General features: G+C 36.6%; 11 protein-coding genes. 9 read left to right on the top strand and 2 right to left on the bottom strand.

Annotated elements, in window-relative coordinates; translation table 11 throughout:
• From AC4MRQ_RS22705 to AC4MRQ_RS22675, 7 genes are all read left to right on the top strand, one after another.
• Positions 1-1,407: right-handed parallel beta-helix repeat-containing protein (locus AC4MRQ_RS22705; RefSeq protein ID WP_491200018.1), on the top strand; the 1,407-nt coding region annotated here is incomplete at its 5' end.
• Positions 1,385-2,401: an endonuclease/exonuclease/phosphatase family protein gene (locus AC4MRQ_RS22700; protein ID WP_491200017.1), complete on the top strand. Its 1,017-nt coding sequence runs from the start codon at positions 1,385-1,387 to the stop codon at positions 2,399-2,401. The genes AC4MRQ_RS22705 and AC4MRQ_RS22700, both read left to right, overlap by 23 nt.
• 77 nt (positions 2,402-2,478) lie before the next feature.
• The gene (locus AC4MRQ_RS22695; protein WP_491200016.1) at positions 2,479-3,054 is read left to right on the top strand and encodes an RNA polymerase sigma factor; all 576 of its coding nucleotides are present in this window, start codon (positions 2,479-2,481) and stop codon (positions 3,052-3,054) included.
• A 48-nt stretch (positions 3,055-3,102) separates the two neighbouring features.
• A complete protein-coding gene (locus tag AC4MRQ_RS22690; protein WP_491200015.1) occupies positions 3,103-3,450 on the top strand; it encodes a hypothetical protein in 348 nt (115 codons plus the stop codon).
• Between the two features lies 1 nt (position 3,451).
• Positions 3,452-3,961 (top strand): hypothetical protein, encoded by a 510-nt coding sequence (locus AC4MRQ_RS22685; RefSeq protein WP_491200014.1) that lies wholly within the window; start codon positions 3,452-3,454, stop codon positions 3,959-3,961.
• 94 nt (positions 3,962-4,055) lie between these two features.
• Entirely contained in the window at positions 4,056-4,874 is an 819-nt protein-coding gene (locus AC4MRQ_RS22680) for a Spy/CpxP family protein refolding chaperone (protein WP_491200013.1), read from the top strand.
• A 264-nt stretch (positions 4,875-5,138) separates the two neighbouring features.
• Positions 5,139-6,239, top strand: a complete 1,101-nt coding sequence (locus tag AC4MRQ_RS22675) for a PLP-dependent cysteine synthase family protein (RefSeq protein ID WP_491200012.1) — start codon at positions 5,139-5,141, stop codon at positions 6,237-6,239.
• Positions 6,240-6,308: 69 nt separating this feature from the next.
• Here AC4MRQ_RS22675 and proC read toward each other — a convergent pair whose 3' ends face one another.
• Together proC and AC4MRQ_RS22665 are read right to left on the bottom strand one after the other, a co-directional pair.
• Positions 6,309-7,115, bottom strand: coding sequence for a pyrroline-5-carboxylate reductase (gene proC, locus AC4MRQ_RS22670; RefSeq protein WP_491200011.1), 807 nt, complete (start codon positions 7,113-7,115; stop codon positions 6,309-6,311).
• A gap of 114 nt (positions 7,116-7,229) precedes the next feature.
• Positions 7,230-8,024: an EI24 domain-containing protein gene (locus AC4MRQ_RS22665; RefSeq protein WP_491200010.1), complete on the bottom strand. Its 795-nt coding sequence runs from the start codon at positions 8,022-8,024 to the stop codon at positions 7,230-7,232.
• 97 nt (positions 8,025-8,121) lie between these two features.
• Here AC4MRQ_RS22665 and purB point away from each other — a divergent pair, with 97 nt between their 5' ends.
• Both purB and AC4MRQ_RS22655 read left to right on the top strand, forming a co-directional pair.
• Complete coding sequence (purB, locus tag AC4MRQ_RS22660; RefSeq protein ID WP_491200009.1) at positions 8,122-9,477, top strand: adenylosuccinate lyase; 1,356 nt, start codon at positions 8,122-8,124, stop codon at positions 9,475-9,477.
• Positions 9,478-9,612: 135 nt separating this feature from the next.
• Positions 9,613-10,460 (top strand): ABC transporter permease (locus tag AC4MRQ_RS22655; RefSeq protein WP_491200008.1); only part of this gene is annotated, 848 nt, incomplete at its 3' end.

Genomic DNA, 10,460 nt, shown 5'->3' with positions numbered 1-10,460 from the left:
CGCTGCATAATATTATCAATCTGCACATTAGCATTCTTCGCTTGTGAACGGGAATTTGTGTACAGAGGAGGTCAGGAAGGCTTAACCTTCTCGTCAGATACAATCACGTTCGATACTATTTTCACGTCTATTGGTTCAACCACTAAAAATTTCAGGGTTTATAATCCATATGACGAAGACATGTCGATTGAGGCGATAGAATTGGCCGGAGGTGACAATTCCGATTTCAGACTAAACATCAATGGATCATCAGACTTCTTAGCAGAAGAAATAAGGGTAAGGGCCAAGGATAGTCTATATATTTTCGTAGAAGTAACAATTGATCCCGTTGGCAGCAATACGCCATTTGTAGTAACAGATTCAATTTATTTCAGAACCAAAGACCGTATCCAAACTGTACAACTGGTAGCCTACGGACAGGATGTAATTTTGATGCGCAAAGAATGGCTCAAAACTCAAACTCTTACCAAAGACAAACCATATTTAATTTACGATTATATTGTGGTTGATTCTGCAGAGACGGTTACAATAGATCCCGGCGCAAAACTATATTTTTATAAGGATGCAAGTATGCTTGTATTGGGCACCTTAAATGTAAATGGAAATGTTGAAGAACCGGTCTTATTTGCAGGACATCGCCTGGAAGAGTGGTATGCCGATAAACCCGGTCAATGGGGTTATATTCATTTATTACCAGGTTCAGGCTCTTCTACTTTTGATCATTGCGTCATTAAAAACGGGATGATGGGTATTCTGGCTGATTCAGTTGGATTAGAAACACCCATTAGTATTACCAATTCAAAAATTGAACACATAAGTACCTTTGGTTTATTAGCTCAAACATCAAAATTAAATGTTTCGAATTGCTTGTTTGGCGATTGTGGTAATAGTTCTGCAGCACTTACTGTTGGAGGTAATTATGAATTTACACATTGTACCTTCGCCAATTATTTCGACTGGACGTTTAGAAATAATCCAGCGGTATTTTTAAACAATTATTACATCGACAAAAACGATAATGAACAAATAGTTCCGTTGAAACAAGCGAATTTCTACAATTGTATTATTTACGGAAACAATATTTCTGAAATCGGTTTTGATTTAAAATATAATAATGAAGAAATACCCAAAGCCGACGCGAACTACTTATTCAACAATGCAATTATCAAATTGAGTGAAGATTTCGATATCTCAGATCAGAAGAAATTTATTGATATTTTAAAAAATGAAGACCCTTCATTCATTGATATCAGTGAATACAATTATCAGCTTGATACTTTATCAGCTGCAAAAGATATTGGCACTTACGAATTTGCAGAACCAGTTCCTTTAGATATTCTTGGAATTAATCGCTTACAAGACGATGGACCAGATTTGGGAGCCTATGAACGTCAAGAGAAAAAATAATTCAAGCTATATTATATTTCTTTTTATTCTCTTCATTCAGGCTGGGTTAGCACAAAAAAATGACGATAACAGCTACTCGGTCATGTTCTATAATGTCGAAAACCTGTTTGATTGCAAAGATGATTCCTTAAAACGAGATGAAGAATTCCTGCCGGAAGGAGATAAGAGATGGACACAGCACAGGATGTATTCCAAAATTAATGGCATCGCAAAAACAATTCTGGCATGCAACCAATGGAATCCTCCTACTATAATTGGATTGTGTGAAATCGAAAATGAATGGGTATTAAAACAGTTAGTTTACAACTCTGGGCTTTCAAATCTGAGATATGGATATATCCACTTTGAATCACAGGATATAAGAGGAATTGATGTGGCGCTTTTGTACCGAAAAGAAGACTTCTCCCCTCTCCTGTTTTCACCAATACGATTATCTCAACCAGTAAATGAATTTCATACAAGAGATGCATTATATATTAAGGGAACGATTGCCTCAGACACTCTACACATCATTGTTAATCACTGGCCTTCCAAGAGAGGAGGGGTAAATTATTCGGAACCAAAGCGGGAGGCTGTGGCAAAAGTAATAAATGCTACAATTGACTCCATTAAATCAACTTGCCAGCATCCCAAGCTGATTGTGATGGGTGACTTTAATGCGACCACTGATGCCAAATCATTGCAATCACTTATAAAATATTCGGAATTAACTGGGTGCCTAAATGAAAAAGAACTTAAGCATCAAGATGTAGCAGGAACTTATAAGTATAAGGGTCAGTGGGACACTATTGACCATATACTTTTCTCCAGTTCCGGATTCAAAAAAAGTAACTATAACCTTTGTCAGACAATAGTTCAACTACCTTTTCTTACTGAGGAAGATAACAGCTACAGTGGCCTAAAACCTAAACGAACTTATGCAGGCCCCAGGTACATCGGTGGTATAAGTGATCATTTACCTATCTTATTGACCATTGAAAAAACGGTAGATTGATCTACTTATAATAAAAAATTACACAAAAATGCAGGATTCTTTACCTGGCATCGTCTATAGATTGTAGAATAAAATAAATGACTCAGGAAAAGTTATTAGTAGATAAAGTAATTAATGGTGATACAGAAGCTTTTCGTATTCTGGTTAATACTCACCATAAGAAGGTTATAAATATATGCTTGTCTTATGTAACTATTCCTAGTGATGCTGAAGATGTTGCTCAAGAGGTTTTTATTGAGATGTATCGTTCAATTAAGTCATTCAGGAAGGAAGCATCTGTTTCAACCTGGCTGTACCGCTTAGCTGTCAATAAGTCGCTTGATTTCATCAGGCAATCCAAACGCATGAAAAGGGGTAGTGGACGAGTTGCACCTATGGAGAAATCAGATCTCGAAAAACTACCAGTTTCGAATAAAAAGCTGGCAAGTGATGATGTTGAAAGAAGTGAAAGAAATGCTGTTTTATATAGTGCTATTGACCGTTTACCCGAAAGACAAAAAAATGCACTGTTATTATCGCATATAAAAGAGCTTAAACAGCAGGAAGTCGCAGATATAATGGAAACGACAATCTCGTCAGTAGAATCATTATTAATCAGGGCTAAACGAAAATTAAAAGAACTACTGATTCGGCACAAAGAAGAGATTTTTTAAACACAGGACAATTATCTTTTTATCGTCATATATATAGTGAGTGTAATTATGAAGACAGGTAAAAAAAATACAAACGAATTTGAGCAGTTTCTTCGCCAGGAACTGGGCAAAGCACATGAACCCTCTCCTGATTTTGTGGATAAGGTTATGTCTAAGGTTGAAACAATAAAAATAGAACAACCAAAGGTAAAATACCTAAGTGCTATTTTCAAGGTTGCTGCGGCATGCGCAATTGTTATCTCCTTATCAAATGCTTTAATTTTACTTTCTACAAGTAATGGCATTAATACTGTCGAAAACGATTGGGTATCAGTTTATGAACAAACATCGCCAACCAATTGGTACGATTACTACGAGGATGATACTTTTTTTGCAAACAACCAAACATTCAATTAACATGAGGAAAAACTGTAAAATATGTTGGTTAATCTTAGGCCTCTTTTTAATTGGTAATCTAGCGTTACTGGGAGTTTGGTGGTTTGACAATGATTCAAAAGCTAATTACGGTGAACAACGCTATAAAAAGGATGGGCACCGCGGAAACATGCGCGAACACCTTAAACAAAATGCGGGTATTAACGACGAGCAGTTCAACGAAATGTACCAGCTCTGGAAAGTTCATGGTAAAGAAATGCACAAAAGGCAGGCTGAATTAGATAGTTTAAGGCAAAAAGCCATGCAGGAAACTTTTAAAAATATCACCGACTCTGTTAGTATCAATCAAATATTCGATCAAATCGCCTTAAAACAAAGGGGTATTGAAGAAGCAAACTATCATCACTTCAGAAAATTAAGAGACATTTGCGAGAATGACCGCCAGAGAGACATGCTGGATAAAATGTTTCGATCAAAAATAATGGATGACGGCTACAGAAAACGTTACAAAGGCCGCAGACATCATCGTTAAAATCATTACATACTAAATTCCTATCACTTAGCAATTGCGCGCTTGCTAAAATGGGATTGTTGTATCCTATTGTGAAACTTTAAATTTTAGAACAATGAAAAACAGATATTTAATTTTAGCTATTTTGTGCCTGACATTTAGTAGTGCCGTTGCACAGAAAAATCATGGTAAACGCTTCAGTGATTGCCAAAATAAAGGTCACAAAAGTTGTATTCTGGATGACTTAAATACGGAACAGAAAGAAAAGCTCAAAGCGGAAAAGGTCAAATTTATGGCTGAAATCCAGGGAGACAAAAATAAATTAGGTGAACTTAAAGCCAGGATGAGAACACTTTCCACTACTGAACCAATTGATCAAAAGCAACTAGATAAAACGCTTGCAGAAATTAATAAAATTCATATTTCGATAGAAAAGAAGCGTGTTCGTCATCATCAATCTGTGAAATCACTTTTAACAGATGAACAAGTTTTAGCTTTTGACAACAAAGCCCAACACAGAGGCAGAAAAGGCTATGGTCAACGCAGCAGAGGAATGAATAAAGAAAAGATGCACCACAGTAAAAAAGGTAAATACAATCGTGGACACCAAAACACAAAAGAGTCTGGCTTTAGAGCAAATTTGTCTGATGAATTTAAAGAGCAAATGAAAACCAGTCATTTAGAATTAAGAAAACAACTTCAACCATTAGAAAATAAACTTGGCGAACTTAATGCTCAACTTACAACCCAAACCACAGGGAAGAATGTTGATCTAAAAAAGGTTGACCAGATCATCGATCAGAAAACGACAGTTAAGCTAGAGATGTCGCAACTTAAAAGTGAAATGATGACCGAATTAAGAGCTCAACTTAATGATGAACAGAAAGTATGGTTTGATAATCGCCACCGAAAACATCATTATCGAATGAATTAATTATTTGCTAAAACCTGTTCTGACGCCCATTTGAATAAAAATTCATTTGGGCGTTTTTTTGTTGCAAGACATTTAAATTGCCTTATATATCGATACTTACATACTTTCTTTCATTTGGCGTGCGAAAAATCATAACTATGATTCAAATAAAACTTGTAACATTGTCACCCTAAACACCTTTATAAGTGTCTTAAGACTGTATTACAAATTAAAAGTAACCCTTTATAGATATCATATACCATGAATGAAAAGCAGTGTAAAAGAATGCAAGGATTATCTACCTTAATTGGTAATACTCCTTTATTGGCAATTGAATTTGAATACAAAGGAACCATTCGTAAAATATACGCCAAAGCTGAATTTTTAAATCTTACCGGCAGTATTAAAGACCGAATGGCGTATCATATATTGAGTAAGGCATATGAGAACGGAGATCTGAAAGAGGGTGATAGAATTATTGAAGCAACAAGCGGTAACACAGGTATTGCATTCTCTGGAGTTGGGCGTGCAATGGGACATCCTGTAACGATATTCATGCCAAATTGGATGAGCCAGGAACGTAAAAACCTGATAAAAAGCTTTGGAGCTAATATTCGCCTGGTAACTCCTGAAGAAGGTGGCTTTTTGGGAAGTATAGAAATGGCAAATCAATTAGCTGCAGATAATGAGAATACTTTCTTGCCTCGCCAATTTTCAAATTACGATAATTGCGAAGCGCATTACACAACAACAGGACCGGAATTGTTTTGGCAATTAAAATTTCGTTCATTGGTGCCTGATGCATTTGTTGCCGGAGTTGGAACTGGTGGAACTGTAATGGGAGTTGGTAAATACTTGCGAGAAAGAGTACCAGGAATTAAAATTCACCCATTGGAGCCATCGAACTCTCCAACAATGACAACTGGGTATAAAGTAGGTAAGCACCGTATTCAGGGTATTTCAGATGAATTCATACCATCGATTGTTAAGCTGGATGAATTAGATGAAATCGTTAGCGTTGATGACGGCGATGCAATCATAATGTCTCAAAAACTAAGTATGGAACTGGGATTAGGTGTTGGTATCTCAAGTGGTGCTAACTTTCTTGGAGCATTAAAACTACAGGAAGAGCTTGGTCCGGATGCTGTTGTGGTAACCGTATTTGCCGATGATAACAAAAAGTACCTGAGTACAGACTTGATGAATGAAGAGCCCGTAAAAGATGACTTTTTATCAACCGGAGTTGAACTTAAAAGTTATGCAGCATACAAGCGCGTTTGTCATACTTGCTGCGATCCGAAGGATTGTATGGAATCATGCTATGATGGCAACGAAAGTGAAGTAAAATTGCCAGCATGTCCACGGCGTGAAACTGTAAATGAATAGTTTTTTTATAATAGTTTGAATAAAGTTTTGGTTTGATTAAGCCTCCTCAAAATTGGGGAGGCTTAGTTTTTATGATTCAGTTTCCAATATCTTATTATAACCTGCAACCACTCCCTGAATCAAAGATGAACTAAATCCTTCATACTCCATCTTGTTCAATGATTTAATCGTTACTCCTAATGGGGTTGTAACTTTATCTATCTCCGGTTCGGGATGCGAATTGTTTTCAATAATCAGCTTTGATGCACCTTTCATGATTTGTGCGGCTATATCCAGCGACAACTTAGATGAAAAGCCAATTTCAATTCCACCTTGTGAGGCAGCTCTCAAAAACCGTAATGCAAATGCAATTCCACATGAAGCCAATACTGTTGCAGCAGGCATTTGAGCTTCGGGTATCACCATTGTTGATCCCAATTGGTTAAAGATATTTATAACCTCATCTTTATAGCCGAGTCCTTTTTCATTAAAAGATAAGGCCGTCATTGACTCCTGAATAGCGATAGCAGTGTTTGGCATCGCTCTGATAATAGGCATGCCACCCAATACCTCTTCTAGATCATGAATCTTAACCCCGGAAATAACTGAAATAACAACATGGTCACCCGAAATTAAAGCCTCTTTAACCTGGTTAAGAAGCGCCATGGCAGCTGTTGGTTTAACCGCAATAATTACAATCTTGGCTCCATTAATGGCACTAATATTATCGGTTGTAATATTAAAACCATCTTCGTCCTTTAAATGCTGAATCAGCTCCAACTCAAGATTTGTAATGGTAATTTGTGATGCTTCCATCAGCCCACTTTTCACCAGCCCCTTCGCAATTGAAGAGCCTAAGTTTCCGCCTCCTAAAATTGCAATGTTCTTAGATATCATCCTTCTAAATTAATGTTGATTTATACTTTTAAACTCAACACAAAGCTAGAGAGGATTTGCGATAAAAAAATCACCACAAATAGTGAATTATATCATTGATTGAAACGTATTTTATCAGGAGTTAACTATGCCTGTATCCGATTTGATAACTTCACCGGCAGCTAAAGTGGCGGCCACTACCGAGATGATGGATACAAAACCAGCTAACATAACACCGATGTAAGGTATTAACAGCACCAGCGAAAAAACAAATCCATTGCCAATTGCCAAACCCCTGTTTCGCCTCATAAACCGAATACTAAAATCAATTTTAAACCTCTTTCGTTCAAATGTATAATCGAGAAAAGAAAAGCCATAAAAATAGGCTGATACCAAAAGCAGAGCAAAAGGAGTCAGGTAGCCAATAAGTGGTATAAAACTAAGAATAAACAAAAGTAAGGTTAAAGCCATCTCAACTGATAAATTACGAACAGCCAACAGCACACCTCTTATGATGTCTTTTGCAAATTGCGAAAAATTAAACGGTACCTTTTGACCTGTAATTACCTCTTCAGTCCTTTCTGAAAGAAAAGCATAGACAGGCGATAATAGGATAATAATGATATACCCTCCAATGTAGGCGTATATTATAAAAAACAAAAGCCGTAAAACAACCCAAACAAATCCCTTAATCAAGGCGATAATAAAATCTGATCCCCAAAATTCCCAGGAATCAATATTCATCCAGCCATTCATCGAACCTATAATACCTTCACTTAGCGATGACACTGACCAAAAACCACCAACAAGCAGCAGAATATTGAAAAGAACCGGAAAAATAAAATACCATCCGAGCTTATGGCGGAACATAAAAGAAGTTGCTTGAGAATAAGTCTTTAGTCCTAATCTAAAACCTTGCCAGTTGTTCATTATACGTTTGACTATTATTAAAATGATAAGGTGCCAAAACTAAGCTTTTCGGCTAAAAATTACTACTTTTGCACTGCCAAAAAATCAAATATAAAAAATGATGGATATTCAATTATTGACTGCAATATCTCCTGTAGACGGAAGATATCGAAACAAAGTAGATGGCTTAGCTTTGTATTTCTCTGAATACGCTTTAATCCGCTACCGGGTTCTTGTTGAAATAGAGTATTTTATTGCTCTTTGCGAGCAGCCACTACCACAATTGGCCGACTTTGACAAAGCACTTTACGAAGATTTACGTAAAGTCTACAAGAATTTTGAATTGGAAGATGCTGACCGTGTAAAGGAAATCGAATCAGTTACCAATCACGATGTTAAAGCAGTTGAATATTTTATCAAGGAAAAGTTTGATGAATTAAAACTTGAGAAATACAAAGAGTTTATCCACTTTGGCTTAACTTCTCAGGATATCAATAATACTGCAGTACCTTATTCGCTGCGCGATGCTGTTCATGATGTCTATTATCCATTGTTGGAAGAGTTGATTCAAACTTTAAACGAGTTGGCGACTGATTGGAAAGACATTCCGATGTTAGCCAAGACTCATGGTCAGCCAGCCTCTCCTACCCGCCTGGGCAAGGAAATGAAGGTATACGTTGAGCGTTTAAATAAACAATTGGCTTTACTAAAAGGTATTCCTTGCTCCGCTAAGTTTGGTGGCGCTACTGGTAATTTTAACGCCCACAATGCAGCCTACCCTGAAATTGATTGGGTGAATTTTGGAAATAACTTTGTAAACAACATTCTTAAACTGGATCGTGAGCAAGTTACAACACAGATTTCGAATTACGACAATATGGCAGCTACCTTTGATAACTTCAAACGCATTAATGTTATCTTATTGGATTTAGCGCGCGATTTCTGGACATACATCATGATGGAGTATTTCAAGCAGAAAATCAAAAAAGGTGAAGTTGGTTCAAGCGCTATGCCTCACAAGGTAAATCCTATTGATTTTGAAAATGCAGAAGGTAACCTTGGTATTGCTAACTCTATTTTCTTGCACTTAGCCGAGAAATTACCTGTATCCCGTTTACAGCGCGACCTTACCGATTCAACTGTTCTCCGTAACATTGGTGTACCAATTGCGCATTCGGTTATTTCAATTCGTTCATTGGCTAAAGGATTAGGTAAATTGCTTTTAAATGAAGATGCTATCAAACGCGATTTGGAAGACAACTGGGCTGTTGTAGCTGAAGGTATCCAAACCATTCTTCGCCGTGAAGGTTATCCAAACCCATATGAAGCATTAAAAGATTTAACACGTACCAACGAAGAGATCAATGCTAAGACAATGGGTGCTTTTATTGAAAAGCTAAATGTTTCGGATGAAGTGAAAGAAGAGATGAGAGCCTTAACGCCTCATTCATATACAGGCGTTTTTAAGATATAATAGTACATACACTATTTGGGAATCGGGTGGTAAAAGTTTACTTTTACCACCCGTTTTGCTCTAAGAGCAACAAATTAGTTTTGATAATAATCACATTCTAATAATACTGTATTCTGTATTAGAAAATTCTCAACAATGAAAGACTTTCTGGTAATCTTTAAAAAGTATATCCCCCCATATAAGCGCAACCTGATCTTAAGCTTTATTTTCAATTTATTAGCTGCCGTTTTTACAGGGTTAGCCATGTTGTTCATGATTCCAATATTGGAAGTCTTATTCAATACAGCAAAAGAGGTACATGAATTACTCCCATGGACACTTTCGAAAGATGCCTTACAAAACAACCTTTACTTCTATGTCACCAAGTTTAAACTAGATTATGGGCTTCCTGTTGTAATGCCATTTATTGGTGCTTTAATGCTTATAACTACACTCTTTAAAGTTGGTTTCGCATACCTGGCATCCTATCAAACTGTTGGAATTCGAAATGGTTTTACCCGTGATATCAGAACAAAAATTTATAAGAAAATCACTTCTCTTCCATTAGGATTTTATTCAGATGAAAGAAAAGGAGATGTAATAGCAAGGGCAACCGGAGATGTGGCCGAGGTTGAAAATTCAATCATGGCATCGATCGACATGTTTTTTAAGAACCCGATTATGATCATCGTATTGGTTACATACATGTTTGCCATGAGTTACCAGTTAACTTTATTTGTTTTTATCATGCTGCCAATTGCCGGATGGCTTATAGGTCGAACTGGTAAAACATTAAAACATAGTTCCAAAGACGCTCAAAATAAGATGGGAATCTTACTTGGAGTTATTGAAGAAACATTAAGCGGCTTGCGCATTATTAAAGCTTTCAATGCTGAAAAAAAGATGAATAAACGTTTTGGCAAAGAAACCGAAGATTATCGACGTATTATGAACAGAATGCAGCGTAGATATGTACTTGCACATCCACTTAGTGAATTTCTGGG

Source organism: Carboxylicivirga sp. (genome assembly GCF_982718395.1).
Note: the sequence above shows the minus strand (reverse complement) of the source record. Positions and strands in the feature narration are given on the sequence as shown.